18 protein-coding genes are annotated in these 17,053 nt (G+C 36.2%); 11 read left to right on the plus strand and 7 right to left on the minus strand.

Annotation, left to right across the window (positions count from 1 at the left end; genetic code table 11):
• Window positions 1-43 precede the first annotated feature (43 nt).
• On the minus strand, window positions 44-610 hold the full coding sequence (locus tag KTI78_RS06590; RefSeq protein ID WP_224991752.1) for an FxsA family protein: 567 nt from the start codon (window positions 608-610) through the stop codon (window positions 44-46).
• A gap of 392 nt (window positions 611-1,002) precedes the next feature.
• On the opposite strand from KTI78_RS06590, the gene blaOXA reads away from it, so the two are divergent.
• The gene (blaOXA, locus tag KTI78_RS06595; RefSeq protein ID WP_262445590.1) at window positions 1,003-1,824 is read left to right on the plus strand and encodes an OXA-213 family carbapenem-hydrolyzing class D beta-lactamase; all 822 of its coding nucleotides are present in this window, start codon (window positions 1,003-1,005) and stop codon (window positions 1,822-1,824) included.
• Window positions 1,825-1,896: 72 nt separating this feature from the next.
• On the opposite strand, the gene KTI78_RS06600 is transcribed toward blaOXA, so the two are convergent.
• Window positions 1,897-2,442 carry a GNAT family N-acetyltransferase gene (locus KTI78_RS06600; protein ID WP_262445591.1) on the minus strand — a complete coding sequence of 182 codons (546 nt, stop codon included), beginning with the start codon at window positions 2,440-2,442 and terminating at the stop codon, window positions 1,897-1,899.
• Complete coding sequence (locus KTI78_RS06605; RefSeq protein WP_016141240.1) at window positions 2,439-3,032, minus strand: helix-turn-helix domain-containing protein; 594 nt, start codon at window positions 3,030-3,032, stop codon at window positions 2,439-2,441. The genes KTI78_RS06600 and KTI78_RS06605 overlap by 4 nt, the downstream gene beginning before the upstream one ends.
• A 197-nt stretch (window positions 3,033-3,229) precedes the next feature.
• Here KTI78_RS06605 and ruvC point away from each other — a divergent pair, with 197 nt between their 5' ends.
• Window positions 3,230-3,775 (plus strand): crossover junction endodeoxyribonuclease RuvC, encoded by a 546-nt coding sequence (gene ruvC / locus KTI78_RS06610; protein ID WP_002121356.1) that lies wholly within the window; start codon window positions 3,230-3,232, stop codon window positions 3,773-3,775.
• A gap of 4 nt (window positions 3,776-3,779) precedes the next feature.
• Here ruvC and KTI78_RS06615 read toward each other — a convergent pair whose 3' ends face one another.
• Entirely contained in the window at window positions 3,780-5,240 is a 1,461-nt protein-coding gene (locus tag KTI78_RS06615) for an NAD(P)H-hydrate dehydratase (RefSeq protein WP_262445592.1), read from the minus strand.
• A gap of 26 nt (window positions 5,241-5,266) precedes the next feature.
• On the opposite strand from KTI78_RS06615, the gene queG reads away from it, so the two are divergent.
• Window positions 5,267-6,367 carry a tRNA epoxyqueuosine(34) reductase QueG gene (queG, locus tag KTI78_RS06620; RefSeq protein WP_262445622.1) on the plus strand — a complete coding sequence of 367 codons (1,101 nt, stop codon included), beginning with the start codon at window positions 5,267-5,269 and terminating at the stop codon, window positions 6,365-6,367.
• An 87-nt stretch (window positions 6,368-6,454) separates the two neighbouring features.
• Window positions 6,455-7,444, plus strand: coding sequence for a biotin synthase BioB (bioB, locus tag KTI78_RS06625; protein WP_005069622.1), 990 nt, complete (start codon window positions 6,455-6,457; stop codon window positions 7,442-7,444).
• 49 nt (window positions 7,445-7,493) lie between these two features.
• Here bioB and KTI78_RS06630 read toward each other — a convergent pair whose 3' ends face one another.
• Window positions 7,494-7,706, minus strand: a complete 213-nt coding sequence (locus KTI78_RS06630) for a hypothetical protein (RefSeq protein ID WP_125699525.1) — start codon at window positions 7,704-7,706, stop codon at window positions 7,494-7,496.
• Between the two features lie 63 nt (window positions 7,707-7,769).
• The gene (locus KTI78_RS06635) at window positions 7,770-8,120 is read right to left on the minus strand and encodes a hypothetical protein (protein WP_016141244.1); all 351 of its coding nucleotides are present in this window, start codon (window positions 8,118-8,120) and stop codon (window positions 7,770-7,772) included.
• Window positions 8,121-8,530: 410 nt separating this feature from the next.
• Here KTI78_RS06635 and KTI78_RS06640 point away from each other — a divergent pair, with 410 nt between their 5' ends.
• The 7 genes from KTI78_RS06640 (at window position 8,531) to KTI78_RS06670 (ending at window position 16,094) form a co-directional block, all read left to right on the plus strand.
• On the plus strand, window positions 8,531-9,103 hold the full coding sequence (locus KTI78_RS06640) for a fimbrial protein (protein ID WP_262445593.1): 573 nt from the start codon (window positions 8,531-8,533) through the stop codon (window positions 9,101-9,103).
• Between the two features lie 73 nt (window positions 9,104-9,176).
• A complete protein-coding gene (locus KTI78_RS06645; RefSeq protein ID WP_262445594.1) occupies window positions 9,177-9,923 on the plus strand; it encodes a molecular chaperone in 747 nt (248 codons plus the stop codon).
• 140 nt (window positions 9,924-10,063) lie between these two features.
• A complete protein-coding gene (locus KTI78_RS06650; RefSeq protein WP_262445623.1) occupies window positions 10,064-12,520 on the plus strand; it encodes a fimbria/pilus outer membrane usher protein in 2,457 nt (818 codons plus the stop codon).
• On the plus strand, window positions 12,517-13,536 hold the full coding sequence (locus tag KTI78_RS06655) for a fimbrial protein (protein WP_262445595.1): 1,020 nt from the start codon (window positions 12,517-12,519) through the stop codon (window positions 13,534-13,536). Before KTI78_RS06650 ends, KTI78_RS06655 begins: the two co-directional genes overlap by 4 nt.
• 566 nt (window positions 13,537-14,102) lie before the next feature.
• Entirely contained in the window at window positions 14,103-14,282 is a 180-nt protein-coding gene (locus KTI78_RS06660) for a hypothetical protein (RefSeq protein WP_025470319.1), read from the plus strand.
• A gap of 83 nt (window positions 14,283-14,365) precedes the next feature.
• Window positions 14,366-15,364, plus strand: coding sequence for an AraC family transcriptional regulator (locus KTI78_RS06665; RefSeq protein ID WP_262445596.1), 999 nt, complete (start codon window positions 14,366-14,368; stop codon window positions 15,362-15,364).
• Between the two features lie 103 nt (window positions 15,365-15,467).
• A complete protein-coding gene (locus KTI78_RS06670; protein ID WP_262445597.1) occupies window positions 15,468-16,094 on the plus strand; it encodes a sterol desaturase family protein in 627 nt (208 codons plus the stop codon).
• A 64-nt stretch (window positions 16,095-16,158) separates the two neighbouring features.
• Here the strand turns inward: KTI78_RS06670 and KTI78_RS06675 are convergent, their stop codons facing one another.
• On the minus strand, window positions 16,159-17,010 hold the full coding sequence (locus KTI78_RS06675; RefSeq protein WP_262445598.1) for a LysR family transcriptional regulator: 852 nt from the start codon (window positions 17,008-17,010) through the stop codon (window positions 16,159-16,161).
• Window positions 17,011-17,053: the final 43 nt, after the last annotated feature.

A 17,053-nucleotide genomic window follows, 5' to 3' on the forward strand; every position in this document is an offset into this window, starting at 1 on the left:
AGACCTAAACTCTGGAGGTTTAGGCCTTTAAATAAGGTAACTATTAGTCCTTATTTTTATGTTCAATTTTCTTATGATCTGGAGTAACTTCTCTAGCTTCACCATCAATAATGCTTGAATCACGGTATTGACCTTGACTACTGCCACCTTGTTGATTCTGCATATCTTGCATTTGGCGCATTAAATCAGCAAATGGGTTTTGTCCGCCCATATTACCGCCCATACCACCCATCATTTTTTCCATCATAGCTTGTTGGCGCTTTGCAAGAGTTTTCATTGCTATATTACGGAAAGCAGTTTGAACACCAGGGATCAGAATTAAAACAGCTAACACATCAGAAACAAGACCTGGCAACATTAATAAGAAACCTGCAAAAGCGTAAGCAAGTTTTTTAGTTACTGCCGGATCATTACCAAGCTGGCCTGTCATTTGCATTTGTTGTAATTGAGGCATGATACCAGCAGTACTTCTGCGAATAAGCCCCAAACCAATAAAGAAAGCAAAAATGAACCAAAAGAACACATACCATCCACTGATGAACTGTGCTACGCCAATCCATACGGCAATTTCAACAATCGCGCCCAGAACTACAATAAGAAGTAAATTCATGTAAAACTTTATCTATCTCAAAAAGAAAATTCATTGCAGTTTTATTTGCCCCAACCCTATCGAATCAGCCAGAGTCTGCAATACTAGAGTACATTTGATTTTAACTCGATAAAAACAAACATGCTTTATTATTAATGAGTGCTCTATCTGGTTTATCAAGTGCGACTTTTATCAGATTTTAATTTTTTTACTCTATTTAAACAGTATAGCTCTCTCACAAGCAGTTTTTAGTCAAATAAAAAGTCTTAGCTTTTTTGAATATGTATGGCTTTTAATGGATTAAAAATGATATTTAAGTGACGGTTCAAGCAAATAGCTTACACTTCCTCTATCTAAAAGCACCGCTATTCAAGTTAAATTAAAGAATAATACTTTTAAACCTACATAGCCTTATGACTAAAAAAGCTCTTTTCTTTGCCATTAGTACCATATTTTTGTCAGCATGTTCTTTCAATACAGTACAACAGCATCAAATACACCCTATTTCTACCCATAAAAATTCAGAAGAAATAAAATCACTGTTTGATCAAGCACAGACCACAGGTGTTTTGGTTATTAAGCACGGAAATACAGAGGAAATTTATGGCAATGATCTTAAAAGAGCATCAACCGAATATGTCCCCGCATCTACTTTTAAAATGTTAAATGCTCTAATTGGTCTTGAACATCATAAAGCAACAACAAATGAAGTGTTCAAATGGGATGGACAAAAGCGTTTATTTCCTGATTGGGAAAAGGATATGACTCTAGGTGATGCCATGAAAGCTTCTGCTATTCCCGTGTATCAAGAACTAGCTCGACGAATTGGCCTTGATCTTATGTCCAAAGAGGTCAAGCGTATTGGTTTCGGTAATGCTGATATTGGTTCAAAAGTAGATAATTTTTGGCTTATCGGTCCACTCAAAATTACGCCTCAACAGGAAGCACAGTTTGCTTATGAATTAGCACATAAAACTCTTCCCTTTAGCAAAAATGTACAAGAACAAGTTCAATCTATGGTGTTCGTAGAAGAAAAAAACGGACGTAAAATTTACGCTAAAAGCGGTTGGGGATGGGATGTGGAACCTCAAGTGGGCTGGTTAACAGGCTGGGTCGTTCAACCACAAGGAGAAATTGTAGCGTTCTCACTCAATTTAGAAATGAAAAAAGGAACACCTAGTTCTATTCGAAAAGAAATTGCTTATAAAGGATTAGAGCAGCTAGGTATTTTATAATTTGAACTTTATAGCCCAGCTTATATTCATCCTTATAAACTGGGTTATTTTAAAATTTGAAAACCTTATTATTTATCCATCAACTGGCGTATGCGGTGTATTTAAATTTAACTGATAGAAAGCAGCATCTAACCATTGGCCAAACTTAAAACCGACTTGCTTAAAAGTGCCTGCATGGATAAAGCCCATTTTTTCATGTAAACCGATACTCGCTTGGTTGGTTGCATCGATACAACCTATCAATACATGTAGATCTGCCTCTTGAGCGCGCTTAATCAATTCTTGCATTAGAATTTTGCTTAATCCGCTGCCACGATGTTCATGATGAATATAAATACTATGTTCAACAGTATATTTATAGGCAGGAAAAGCTCTAAAGGTTCCCCAACTCGCAAAACCCAACAACTTGTTTGTCTCATCCACAATACCAATCACTGGAAAACCATGTTCTCTTTTGACTGAAAACCATGTTTTCATTGAATCGATTGAGCGCGGTACATAATCATACAGTGCTGTAGAATTAATAATTGCCTCATTCAGTATCTCTAATATAACCGCTGCATGTTCTGCTTCATTACAATCAATTAAACGAAAATTAGAATTGAGGGAATAGATCATAAAGATTCCTTAACGGCAGATACGAGTTGACTAGAGACGACTAAGATATAGCGAGCGATTTGAGCTGAGTTATTAGTGTATATAACAGGTTGGTTGAGTTGCATTGCTAAGCAATCCCCTTTACTTAAAGCATAGCAAGCTTCACCTAATTGAATATCAATTTGCCCTTCAACTACCCAAAGCTGTTGCTGTACAACATTATAGGTTTCATTAATTTCATAAGTAATTCGGGCATGAGCTGGAAATTCAATTTCAACAATTTGAAATGGAGACTTCCAATTTGGAGGAGAGACTTGACGGCGAATATATCCTGTTTCAGGGTCTTTCCATTCTGATTGTTGAATACGTCGAACTATAGGTTGTGGTGACTGATTATTTTGTGAGGTGGCGAATAGCTGAGTTAAAGGAACCTCTAAACCATTTGCCAGTTTTTCAAGGACAACCGCTGTTGGACTTGCCTCACCTCTTTCAATGAGTGAAATTGCAGAACGGCTTACCTGACATCGGGTAGCAAGAACATCTAGCGTATATCCACGCGCTAGACGTAGTTCACGTACTTGCTGCGCAATGCGTATATTAATATCTTCCATCTACCATAGACGTAAATTCCAAAATTATAGATAAGTATTCCATTAAAATAGAATTACATCAAATGATTTTAAACAATATAGATAGGTAAGATAAAAACCGAAAAATAACCATTCATCACGGCTTTCTTTAAATTACTCATGCATAACCGTTTTGGCTATGTAACAATACTCTCTAAATTACTTATATAAGTCTTCACATGGCATTGATTATTGGAATTGACCCGGGTTCACGCTTAACTGGTTATGGAATCATTGAAAAAGATGGTAGCAAACTGCGTTTTGTTGATGCCGGTACAATCCGAACAGAAACTCAAGAAATGCCAGAACGCTTAAAACGTATTTTTGCTGGCGTTGAGCGCATTGTGAAATTTCATGGCCCTACTGAAGCTGCGGTTGAGCAAGTCTTTATGGCTCAAAACCCGGACTCTGCCTTAAAACTGGGACAAGCTCGTGGTGCTGCCATAGCCGCATTAGTTAATTTAGATTTACAAGTTGCAGAATATACTGCCCGTCAAATTAAACAATCTGTGGTTGGTTATGGCGCTGCCGATAAAGAACAAGTTCAAATGATGGTCATGCGATTACTCAATTTGACGATTAAACCTCAATCCGATGCAGCCGATGCTCTTGCTGCTGCCATTTGCCATGCTCATGCATCGGGAAGTATGAGCAAACTGTCCGTTTTAAATGCTTTAGGTGGTATGGCACGTGGGCGAAGCCGCTCTAGCAGTCGCAGACGTTAAAAATTTATTGATTTACCACTTGAGTAATTGCCTGATTCATCTCAAAAGCCTGCAAGCCGCGCATACCATTTTTAGCTAAAAGGTCTCCTGCTTGGGCATGAAGTGTAACAATCTCATGTAACGCAATATCTTTGTGGAATTGGGCTTTCAAGCTTGCAATCATTCCTGCTAACACATCACCCATTCCACCCGTTCCCATTCCAGCATTACCCTGTGTACAAATATACAAGTTATTCTCTAAAATTAGGCTACCCGCACCTTTAAGTACCCACTGGCCTGCATATTTTTGTTGTAATGCATAAATTGCAGCAATTCGGTCATTTTCAATTTGCGCTGTAGAAGAACCAAGTAAGGTAGCAGTTTCTCCCGGATGAGGTGTCGCATAAACATGTGCACCCAATTTTTCAGGTTGCTTTGCTAGAAACCACAAAGCATCTGCATCTAAAACAGTTTCTAGATGCGTACTCTGATTTAACAAATTAAACCATTGCTGATAGATTTGCTTAGCCCACTCATCACGCCCTAACCCCACTCCAAAACATACTGCATCGACCTGAGATAAAATATCTTTAATACTGTTTTCATTTAAATCATTAATATCACGAAGCATAATATTAGGCGCCCGTGACAAAATAGCTTGATGATGATTACGATGACAAATCACCGTCACTTTACCTGCACCTGCATGAAAGGCAGCTTCAGCAGCCATAATGACTGCTCCACCCATTTGCTCATGTCCACCAATCACTAAAATATGCCCGTAACTTCCCTTATGCCCAAATGCCATACGCTTAGGAAGTTTAATATTTGTGGGAGCCAAATAAGCCACAGGTTTCAACTCGTGGTCTATAGGAATTAGATTAATTAAATGAATTTTTCCTACATATTCTTTACCTAGTCCTGTGAATAATCCTGCTTTAAGCCCTAAAACGGTAAAAGTATGATCAGCTCTCACTGCGAAAGGTAAGACTTGTCCTGTATTTGCTTGTAAACCACTCGGTATATCAATCGAAATTTTTAGGCCTACTTGTTTATTAAACTTTTGAATCGCTTGTTGCCAATCACTATTTAATTCGCGATTTAACCCTATGCCAAATAACGCATCAATATGGCAATCGAATGTTCTTTCCACATCAAAGTTTGAATGAATTTGGACTTTCATTTCTTTAGCGAATTGCGCTGCACAATGTAAATCATTTGACTCGCCCAATTGAGCCGCAAATATTTCAACCTGAAATCCAGCTTGTTTAAGGTAACTTGCTATAAAGTAACCATCACCCGCGTTATTGCCCTGTCCACACCAAACAGCAATATTATTGATAATCTGATCTTTAAAAAGTTCAATAAGCTGCTGAGCAATTGACCAGGCTGCTTGTTGCATTAAACCTAATGAAGAGTTTTGTGCAGCAAACCAACGCTGCTCCCATGCTCGAATATCATCGCTATGGTAAACTACCGCCTGCATATTATTATCCTCTTGCATTTTGGTTTATGACATCTTCCGACACATCACGCATTGCAGTGCAACAACTTGATCCGCATGAATTAAAAGCATGGATTAAAGCTCAAGCATTAGAATTAGGTTTTGCTGATTGTGTCATTGCCAAACCAGATGCTCAAGAGCAAATGCCACGTTTTTTGGAGTATCTAGAACGTGGTTATCATGCAGACATGACCTATTTAGAAGAAAATCTAGAAAAGCGAGCTGATCCAACATTATTAGTGCCTGGCACAAAAAGTATTATTTGTGTCCGTATGAATTATCTTGTGGAATCTCCAAAACCACGATATGTACCTTTCGAACCAAACTCGGCCATTATCGCCCGTTATGCACGTGGCCGTGACTACCATAAAGTCATGCGTGGTAGATTGAAAACCTTAGCGACAAGGATTCGTGAAAAAGTCGGCGATTTTGAATCTCGTCCTTTTGCAGACTCGGCACCTATTTTTGAAAAATCATTAGCTGAAAGTGCTGGAATGGGTTGGACAGGCAAACATACTTTACTTATTCATAAAAAATCAGGTTCTTTTTTTGTATTAGGCGAGCTATTTACATCCCTTGACTTACCTTTTGATGAACCAGCAACAGCACATTGTGGTACTTGTAGCGCGTGTATCGATATTTGCCCGACACAAGCGATTGTCGAGCCTTATATGCTAGATGCCAGACGTTGTATTGCATACTTAACTATCGAATATAAAGGAATTATTGCTGAAGAATTACGTGCAGGAATTGGTAATCGAATTTTTGGTTGTGATGACTGTCAGTTAATCTGCCCATGGAATAGCTTTGCGAAAAAAGCTTCAATTACCGATTTCAACCCTAGGCATGGATTAGATCATATTAATCTGCTTGATATCTGGCAGTGGGATGAAGCCACTTTTTTAGCTAATACAGAAGGTAGCCCTATCCGCCGGACAGGTTATCAATCATTTAAACGTAATATTGCCATCGGTTTAGGCAACGCACCTTATTCAAAAGAAATTGTAGATCAGCTACAAAATGGCAAGAATTTACATGACGAAATTGTCAATGTGCATATTGATTGGGCAATTGAACAACAACTTAGCCAAGTTCAGTCATCAAATTAAAAAAATGATGTTTTTTGCCCTATAGCTTTAATACGAATTCTGTATGATTATGTGTAGTGAATTAATGCCATCATCATGGATATGACAATGACTCTACGTAATGATTGGAATCGTGAAGAAATCCAAGCTTTATATGAACAACCTTTTTTGGATTTAGTTTTCAAGGCTCAGCAAGTACATCGTGAGCACTTCACTGCCAATTCAATTCAGGTCAGTACCCTTTTATCTATTAAAACGGGTAAATGTCCTGAAGATTGCAAATACTGCTCACAATCTGCACATTACGAATCAAAATTAGAAGCAGAAAAACGTATTGCTGTTGAAAAAGTGATTAGTGAAGCGAAAGCTGCCAAAGATTCAGGTTCTTCACGTTTTTGTATGGGTGCTGCTTGGCGTAACCCACATGAGCGCGATATGCCTTATGTTTTAGAAATGGTACGCGAAGTTAAAGCATTAGGTATGGAAACCTGTATGACTTTAGGTATGCTTAACCAATCCCAAGCAGAACGCCTAAAAGTTGCTGGTTTAGACTATTACAACCACAATCTAGATACATCTCGTGAGTATTATTCTCACATTATTAGTACCCGTACTTTTGATGATCGTTTAAATACACTTGATTATGTTCGTCAAGCTGGTATGAAAGTTTGTAGTGGCGGTATTGTAGGTTTAGGCGAAAGTCGTGAAGACCGAATTGGTTTATTACATGAACTCGCTACCCTACCAATTCACCCTGAATCTGTGCCAATCAACATGCTTGTTCCTATTGAAGGAACGCCTTTAGCCGATGTTGAAAAGCTTGATGTCATTGAATGGATCCGTACTATTGCTGTTGCACGTATTATCATGCCACATAGTTATATCCGTCTCTCTGCAGGGCGCGAATCATTAAGTGATTCAGACCAAGCCTTAGCATTTATGGCTGGTGCAAACTCGTTATTCTCTGGCGATAAATTACTAACCACACCAAATGCTGGTGAAGGTAAAGACCAAGCTTTATTTAATAAATTAGGTTTAACTGCTGAAAAACCAAAACCAACGGTTGCCGATTTATCAGTAGATGCAATGAGTGCTTAACTGAACACTTAAAAATTTAAAAGCCCTGATCATTCAGGGCTTTTTTCATTTATATAGAAGTTACTAATATCCCGTAAGTGGCATTCAGGAAAGTTCCGACTCGAATAATATCCCTGCCTGCCGCATGCGTTACTGTGAACTCTTGACTCAACACATCAAAATTAAAAGAATCAAAAACATCTTGATGGTGTAAGAGCCAAGTTACTGTATCTGCTATATTATCATCCGCAATATAAGTTAAAGCTTTAAAGTCTTTACTCATAAATAACTCTTAAAAATAAATTTTATGAATTTTATATGAGTTCACTCTACCTTAAAAGAAAATCTAAGCTGCTTTAGGATTTACCAACGAACGCCCCGACAATAGACTTGCCAAAGCTTGAGGTGAAAATTCTAAAGAAAGCACATGATTTTTGAGATTGACTGAATGCTTACTGATTAGTGGAAGTAAGCCATCTTCTGTTTCAAAGACATATTCATCTGCAATATTTAAAATACCTTCAAGGTTCGTCGTACTCGAAGCAAGATCATGGCTAAAGATGTCATAAATCGTTTGCAAGTTAAAGGTTGTTTGCTGTTCCGTCGGATGCTTAATGAGATAATCCTTTAAAAATAAAACTAATTTATGAGCAAAGAAAAAGTAATTAGGTTTATAGCTATACTTCATACTATTCATGGAACTGAACTCCAGATTATCTTTTATTAAATTACAACTAAAACAGTAGGAATTGAATCTTAAAAAATTCTTAAAAAAATAAATTATTTCACAAGTTAAATAAAAAATAAATTTAATATTTAAAAACAATAACTTAAAACCACATTTAGCAATTTTATAATAAAAAATATTTTAAATTTAAATTAATTTAATAAAATACAAACACTTAAATATTTTAAGTTTTTAATTTTTATTTTAATGAAATAGTAGTTAATTATTTTACCAAATGATAAAAAATATCTCACCCATTCGCTCTTAATAAAAATTAATTGATCAAAATATATATAAATATAATGTTTTTCTTGTTTTTTGATTGAAAAATGATATATTTCCTTCGCCTTACTTAATCAGAATAAACTTACTGAAAAGTAATGGATTTTATTTTAAAGGGCTATTCTGGGGATTTTATGAAAAAATTTATTTTTATGGCGGCTGTTTCTCTCTTAAATATAGCAAATGCACAAGCTGCAGATGGCACAATTACTATTAATGGTCTTGTTACGGATAATACTTGTACTATTGATACTGGAGATAAAAATTTAACAATCAATTTACCTACCGTTTCATCTCAAACCTTAAAGAATGCAGGTGATGTGGCTGGTCGTACGCCTTTTCAAATTAACTTAACGAACTGTGCCGCTGCAGGTAAGGTTGCAACTTATTTTGAACCCGGTGCTACCGTTGACTTTAATACGGGTCGGTTATTAAACCAAGCCACCTCTGGTGCAGCAACAAATGTGAATATTCAATTACTTGGCAGTAATAATGCTGTCATTCCTATACTTGCTACAAGCACCAATGAAACACAGACTAATTCACAATGGGTAAATGTTTCAGCAGGTGGTAGTGCTGACCTTAACTATTATGCTGAATATTATGCTACAGGAGCTTCTACTGCTGGTACGGTAACATCGCAAGTAAAATACACGATTATTTATCAATAAAATTAAAATTGAAGCTTCTATTCATGAATAGAAGCTATCTCCTACCTATTATTTATTATTGAGAATATGACTCATGCTTTTTCGTGGTCGTAAATTTTTTTGGGGATTAGTTTGCCTACAGGCAGTACTAACTACTATAGGTCATGCTGAAATTGTTTTACATGGTACACGTGTCATTTATCCTTCAAATGCGCGTGAAATCACATTACAACTGAGTAATAACGGTACTGCCCCGTCTCTTGTCCAAGCATGGATTGATGATGGAAATGCCAAGTCAACACCAGATGAAGCAAATGTCCCCTTCATTATTACACCACCGATTTCGCGGGTAGAAGCAACTAAGGGACAAACCTTAAGAATTACAGCTTTACCAACCTCATCTCAACTTAGCCAGCAACAAGAATCTATTTTTTGGCTTAATGTTTTAGATATACCTCCTAAACCAGAAGGGAAAACTCAACAAAAAGACCAAGCCACATCTACCTCTAATAATTTTTTGCAACTCGCTGTTCGCTCAAGAATTAAATTCTTTTATCGTCCTACAGACCTAAAAGAAAATGTTGATCAACTTAGTGACAAAGTCGAATGGAAAATAAATGATCAATATATAGCAATAAAAAATCCTACGCCGTTTTTCCTCACTATTACTTCAATTTTTCAAACAAGTGAAGGTCATAAAACAGACTTATTACAGCAAGGTATAATGATTGCCCCTTTTTCAGAGGATAAAATAAAACTAAAAAATAAAAACTTAGCAGATATGAGTTTTGTATATATCAATGATTACGGTGGACGAGTTGAGCACCAAATAAAGTTCTAACCTCACTGTATTACTTAAGAAAATTTAACTACCTATCATGAATAGGCTCTAAAACTATGTCTAAATGGTTTATACCTTATATATGTTTAAAAAGCCCTTTTACTTGTTACATCGTATCAAGTATTACGTTATTCATGTCTGTGGCTGTATATGCTGAAAATAATACTGATGTTTCACATTTCTCAAAAGCCGAATTTGATAGTAATTTCTTAGTCGGTAACGCACAAAAAATTGATATAGCTCGCTTCAAATACGGAAACCCGATCTTACCTGGTGAATACAGCTTAGATGTCTATGTTAATGGTCAATGGCTAGGTAAACGGCGCATGCAATTTAATGCCCTAACTCCCAACACAAATGCTGAAACATGTTTTACAGAAGCCATGTTATTTGAATATGGTGTAAAAGCTGATGTTTTGAGTCAAAAAGCTTCTACTTCATCGGCTTCGTGCAAAGCTCTCGCTTCATGGATAGATAATGCTTTTTATTTATTTGATAGTTCCCGTTTAAGACTTGATATTTCAATTCCGCAAGCAATCTTAGAAAAAAATGCGCAGGGCTATATCGATCCACACTTGTGGGATCGCGGTATTAACGCGGCTTTTTTAACTTATAACGCAACAGCATATCGAATAGTGAATGAACAGCGTGAAAATACATATGCTTTTATGGGGACTAATCTTGGAGCGAATTTAGCAAGTTGGCAGTTTCGCCATAATGGACAATGGAAATGGCAAAGCCAGTCCAGCCCTCAATCCAATGATTCTTCTTATACCTCAACAAATACATATGTACAAAAGGCCTTTCCCCAAATTCATGGTGTTGTGACCTTAGGAGATTATTTTACTAATAGTGATTTTATCGACTCTTTACCCTATCGCGGCGTAAATATTTCAAGTGATGACCGAATGCTTCCAAATAGTATGATGGGTTATGCTCCGAGAATCCGAGGTTATGCAAAAACCAATGCAAAAGTCGAGGTTAGACAACAAGGCAATTTAATTTATCAGACAACAGTACCGCCTGGAAACTTTGAAATTAATGATCTCTATCCAACAGGATTTGGAGGCGAGCTACAAGTTTCGGTAATTGAATCTAATGGCGTAATTCAAAAATTCTCTATTCCCTATGCTTCTGTCATTGAAATGCTGCGCCCGCAAATGAGTCGATATTCACTCACTTTAGGACAATTTCGCGATTCAAACGTTAAATTAACTCCATGGTTAATACAGAGTAAATATCATCGAGGAATTAATAATTACCTCACGGCTTATAGTGCAGCTCAAGGGACACAACAATATTTCTCTGTATTATTAGGTACAGCTTTTTCAACACCAATTGGAGCTATTTCTTTTGATGTCACTCACTCAAATGCCGAATTTGCTCAACAGCCTAAAATGGCAGGGCAAAGTTATCGTTTAAGTTACAGTAAGCTATTTTCTCCAACGCATACCAATTTAACATTAGCAACTTATCGTTATTCAACAGAAAACTATCTCAAATTGCGTGATGCAATTTTAATTCGAGACTTACAACAACAAAATATTGATAGTTTTTCAGTAGGCAAACAAAAAAGTGAATTCCAACTTACTTTGAATCAAGCCCTTCCAAACCAGTGGGGAAATTTCTATTTAGTAGGCTCGTGGACAAACTATTGGAATCAATCTACTCCTAATAAGCAGTTTCAATTAGGTTATAGCAATCAATTTAAAGATTTAACTTATAGTTTATCTGCAATTAATAGTGAAATTACCCAAGCTGATGGGCGGGCTGGCCAAGATACTCGATACCTAGCGTCCCTATCCTTTCCATTAGATTTTAAAAAAACCTCTTTAACTTTGAATAGTGTTCTAAGTGAAGATAGCCAAATTTTAAGCTTAAGCGGGTTTACAGGAAGTCGTTTGAACTACGGCGCATCAATTTCTAGTCAAGATCAGGGGCAAACGAATCTCAATATTAATGGTAACTATAAAACAAACTACACAACCATAGGCGCTTCAATAAGTTATGCCGATTCCTATCAACAAAAAATGCTTAACTTAAGTGGCAATATCGTTGCACACTCCCAAGGACTACTATTTGGACCAGACCAAGCTCAAACAATGGTATTAGTTTACGCGCCAGATGCGACAGGAGCACAAGTCGGGAATACGCCAGGGCTAAGCATTAACAAAAAAGGGTATGCCGTTATTCCGTATGTTACACCCTACCGTATGAATGACATTAGCCTTGACCCGCAAAATATGTCTACACAAGTTGAGCTAGCTGAAAGTAGCTTACGTATCGCCCCTTATGCAGGCTCAATCACTAAAGTTCAATTCTCAACAAAAAAAGGTTATGCACTTTTTATTAGTACAACAACATTAGATGGTTCACATCTACCTTTTGCCGCACAGGTATATAACCAGAATAACGAAGTAATAGGCATTGTCGCACAAGGCAGTCGTATTTATTTAAGAACACCCTTAAGCCATGACCGTTTATATGTGAAATGGGGAGATAAGAGTACAGAAAAATGCGAACTTGAATACGATATTACCGATCAAATAAAGCATAACAATCAACCAATTATTATGACAAAGGCAGTCTGTAAATGAATAATATTTTTAAAAAAATTGGATTTTTAGCGGTGAGTCTATTTGCTTATAACCATACAAATGCAAATTGTACTTTAAGTAAAGGATTTACCACTGTCGATATTCCAATGAACATTGGTAAAATCGTTGTAAAACCGACAGATCCTATAGGAACTATATTACAAAGGAATACTTTTTCGATCTCTCCAAATAACTCAAGTGCAACATGTAATCGTGCGAGTGATCAAATTATTGCAGCTCTCCCCTTAAACTATCCAATTAGTTCAATAGGTAATAATGTCTATGCAACCAATATTCCCGGTATTGGTATTCGTCTTTATCGTGAAGCTGCAGATGCTTCAGATTTTTCTGGATATTATCCATATAGACGTACATTAACACCCAATACAGCCTATACGCTTTCTCCAGGGTATTTTGTTATGGAAGTAATTAAAACTGCGATGACAACAGGTTCAGGCGCCTTAGTAGCAGGCCGTTACAGTACTTATTATGTATCGGGGCAACAGAATCGCCCATTTCTAACCACTACCGTATTAAGTAATGCCCCTATTTTAATCGCATCCTCATCATGTGAAATTCAAAATGGTATAGATACCCCTGTGCAACTTCCTAATGTTATGAAGTCAGGTTTTAAAGCGATTGGTTCAACACAAGGTGAACAGAGTTTTAACTTATCCATTTTATGTAATGGCGGCGAAAATAACTCTGGTATAGCTACGAGCAACACGATCAGCTTAAGTTTTGATTATAACTCTGACCCCACCAATAATCAGGTCATTAATAATAGTGCTGCAAATTCAAACAAAGCCAATGGTGTGGGTGTAGAACTGCTATGGAATATGAATGGCGCTAAAAGCCCTATTCAAAAAACAGCCAAACAAAATATAGGCACGGTCAATTCTAACCAAACTATAGAATATGATATTCCCTTAACTGCTCGTTACTATCAAACAGCAACTAATGTAAGCGCAGGTATAGTTACCGCAACAGCAACGGTGACTATTCAATATGATTAATTCCCTCCTATACCATTTATTAAAAATAAAAAATTAGAGGTTGCTAAAAACTTAAATTTTTAACTTTTTAAAACTTTGTAGTTATATTAAAAAATTCCATAAAAAAATGCTCATAAGCGAAAATAGCAAATGAGCATTAGTGATAACCACTTAACCTGAAATACAAATTGTGGGAAATAGATCACAATTTGCCTGACTATAATTCCAAAATCTAGCTCAAAAATCAAGTCTTTTTTTTATTAAAAAGTTAAAAAAATAAAGTAAGTCTTTGTTTTAAATAAATTTAAAAAGTATATTTAATTTCAAAACAGCTATTTTATAGTGTTTCTAAAGAATTATCATTCTATTAATTAATAAAAACTTAATTTTAAGAAAATTTAAAAGAGCTACTTTTAAGTGGATTAAAAATATTTAATATAATTTCAATAACTTAAATTCAAATATTAAAAATTAGTATTTATAATAATTATAAATAATTACATAATTTATAAGAAAAAAAACATAAATAAATTTAGAAATCCCCTTCAATTACAAACAAGATCTTAGGCTTTTCACTAGAACGTAACATGCTCATTTTTTGGAAAATATTATGTATTATTTTATTAAGTCTAGGAGCCTTCAGCATAGGGTGTGCAATAAGTAAAATTGATTTCTTTCTGTTCTTAATAGGTCTACTTTTATTGCTATCTTTTATATTAGCTTTAAAGCAAGCACGCGAAGATGCAGGTATCTTTCCTGATGCTTAATTATAAATTCTAAAAATATCGTATTAACCATAAAATCATGGTTGAATGCATCCTATAATTTACTGGGTAATTACTATAAAAATATGTCAAAAAGTTCTTCTGATGCTGGAATTTTTTTATGGATGACCTATCAGACTATGCAACAGATGGGATTAGATGCCGCTTCTATATTCGCAAGCGTTAATTTACCCAATCAACCGCCAGATAAAAATATTCGTAGAAATAACTCTACTCAAGAGAGGTTCTGGACAGCTGCTGAACAAATAAGTAAAGACCCAGATATTGGCTTACATGTAGGTAGCCAAATGCCTGCTTTCAGAGGATTAGTTATTGAGTATTTATTTTTAAGCAGTTCTACTTTTGGTGAAGGTTTACAACGTGCTTTAAAGTATCAGGCTCTTCTAACCGATGTCTTTCACCTTTCTTTAACTATTGAAAAAGATATAGCAACATTGGTTGGTTTTGAACATCCTGTAAGACATTACCTTGAATGTGGAATTGGTATTTTTCTTAATTTTTTTAAATATATTACAAATGATGAGTTTAGACCTAGTCAAATTACCTTACCGTATCAACAAGGTGCTTCAGCTAACAGTTATCAAGAAGCTTGGAATTGCCCGGTAATTTTAAATCAAAAACAAGGTGCTATAATTTTTCCTAGCGCATTATTAAATAAAACATCACCAGCAGCTGAACCAGAATTATTAAAAATTCATGAAACAATTGCTGAACAACAACTATCAACTTTAGAAAAACATCAACTTGTTTATGCGATTGAGCGCTTACTCAGCAATGGGTTACTCGAATCGGGGGAATTCGATCAAACATTTATTGCTGAGAAATTAAATCGTAACCCACGTACCCTACGTGCTGATTTACAAGCAATAAACACCAATTACGAGAAAATTTTAAACCAACATCGAGAAAAGCTTGCTAGACGCTTGCTTGCGCATACGCAAGAAACTATTGATCAGATTGTTTATTTAACTGGTTTTTCTGAACCCTCAGCATTTACACGGGCTTTTAAACGTTGGACTGGTGAAACTCCAAGCGTATATCGCCAGCGCAAACAGAAACAGTAAAATTGATTCTAAAGGCAATTACTCTATTGCCTATTAGGTCAAAGAGATAAATCTCCCTTCTTTTACAATGGCTTTAAATTGTAATTGATGAGAAGTAGTCAATATGCTCGGGTTCCCTGTAGGTATTTTCGTTGCAAATGGTCTTGAATGGTACTTTCATAAAGTTTGGTTACATGAATATCCAAGTCAGTACCGTAATAGTCCATTTTTTACCCATATCGCGCATCATAAGCGCGCTCGCTTAAATGACTTTCAAGATGAAGGTTATGCTGAATCAATGTTTAAAAATGCTGAAATGTATAACGAAAAAACCGCTTTGCTTGGGTTAGCTGGGGCCGCCACTATTTTTTTACCTGTAGCACCCTTTTTTACAGCTGGGCTTTATTATGGGTTGTGGAATTATTGGCGTGTACATTCAAAGGCTCATTTAGACCCTGAATATGCAAAAAAACGTATCCCTTGGCACTATGATCATCATATGACAAGCAATCAAAATGCTAACTGGTGTGTTACCAAACCTTGGTTTGACTATATTATGGGAACTCGGGTCACTACTGAAGTATCTCAGACTGAAACTAATCCCTTAGGTATCAAATTACCAAAGTTGTTAGAAAAACCGATTAATTTTGCTGCTCGACGCATATTTGCCAAATCGTATACCAAGATTGATTTAAACTCCAATCAGGACCAATCTAATTTACGTAAAGGAATAGAAGTCAGTCTGGCTTGAAAATTTATCCCAATATAAAAGCTGTGGACTCCAGCAGCTTTTATATAAATAAATAGTTCACAAATTAGACTTTAAAAGGCTCAAAGCAAGACATAAGAAAATCTAATACGACACGTATAGCAGGACTATGTCGTAAATCTTCGTGTGTAACTAACCAGATTTCAGCACTCATTGGATAATCATCTTGTAATCTAACCAAATTGCTAAATGCGCCTAAAAAATCAGGTAAAACCGCTAACCCTACTTCGCCACATGCAGCTCTCCACTGTAGCTCAGGATGATTAGTAACCATTATTGGGTCTTTATAGTTTAAATGTTCCTTTAGCTTCTGCTGTTTTTGACCATGTACTCCTCCGACTTCCACACTAATCCATTCATAATTTTCAGGCTCTGTTGAAGCTAAATAATTTGGCCCCGCATATATTCCAAAAGGAATTTCACCAACTTTACGAGCTACTAAATTCTCATCTTTAGGACGTCCGAACCTTACCGCAATATCAGCCTCACTATGCTGCAAAGAAACATAATGGACGTCGCCGAGCACCCGCAATTTTAAGTGCGGATAATCACGATAAAACTTACCCAGATGAGGCATGATCAGATGCGCTGCGGTTAAAGGAGGCATACTAATAGAAACACTTCCCATGACTTCTTGCTGGCCCGCCTGAGTTAAACGTTCGATAGAAAAAGTTTCTTCCATCATACGAGCAACCACCTGCGCAAGTCGTTCGCCATCAGGAGTTAGAATGTAGGTACGGGGTCTACGATCAACTAATTTGAGTTTTAAGTTCTGTTCTAGCTGAGCAATTCTTCTAGACACAGTGGCATGGTCTACTCCCAATTTCCGTGCAGCCGCAGACAGTGACTTTTCTTCGGTAAAAACTGAAAAGTAATGTAAATTTTCCCAATCAATCATTGTGCAAATTTTCACATTAGAAGTGTATTTATATGGAATTGTA

The sequence above is a fragment of the Acinetobacter sp. WU_MDCI_Abxe161 genome, assembly GCF_025514355.1.
GTDB classification, from domain to species: domain Bacteria; phylum Pseudomonadota; class Gammaproteobacteria; order Pseudomonadales; family Moraxellaceae; genus Acinetobacter; species Acinetobacter pittii_E.